1 pseudogene is annotated in these 606 nt (G+C 73.3%); it reads right to left on the reverse strand.

Annotated elements, in window-relative coordinates:
• Positions 1-606 (reverse strand): annotated as a pseudogene (locus IE332_RS40485) (IS5 family transposase); the annotation flags it as partial.

Here is a 606-nt window from a genome sequence, read left to right on the forward strand (position 1 = left end):
CGGGGATCGTGGCAGCGATGCCCCGACGCCGCAGCAGATGCCGGATCGCCCTGCTGGAATAGGCCTTGTCGCCCAGCACCCGCAACGGTGTCGTGCGCGGGCGGCCTGTTGCGGCTCGCGGGACGTGGATCCCGTCCAGGACCTCGGCGAACGTGGTGGCGTCGTTGACGTTGCCCGGGGTGAGCACGATCGACAGCGGCAGGCCGCGGCCGTCGACGGCGAGGTGGACCTTCGTGGTCAGCCCGCCTCGGGACCGGCCGAGGGCCTGGCGCGTCTGTGAGCGGCCCGGATCTTCCAGTTCGTCCCCGTCCGCGTCCCCTTTTTGCGGGCGCCGGCGGCGTGCTGGTGGGCCCGGTTGACCGTGGAGTCGACGGCGACGGTCCACTCCACCCGGCCCACGGCGTCGTCGCGGACCTGGACGTGCTCCAGCAGCCTCGCCCAGGTGCCGTCCGCTTCCCAGCGGGCGAACCGCTCGTAGACGGTCTGCCACGGTCCGTACCGCTCGGGCAGGTCGCGCCACGGGGCCCCGGTCCGAAGCCGCCACAGCACACCGTTGACCACCTGCCGGTGATCACGCCACGGGCGGCCACGCCCATCCACCTGCGG

It is taken from the genome of Kitasatospora xanthocidica (genome assembly GCF_014656195.1).
In the GTDB taxonomy this organism is placed as follows: domain Bacteria; phylum Actinomycetota; class Actinomycetes; order Streptomycetales; family Streptomycetaceae; genus Kitasatospora; species Kitasatospora xanthocidica.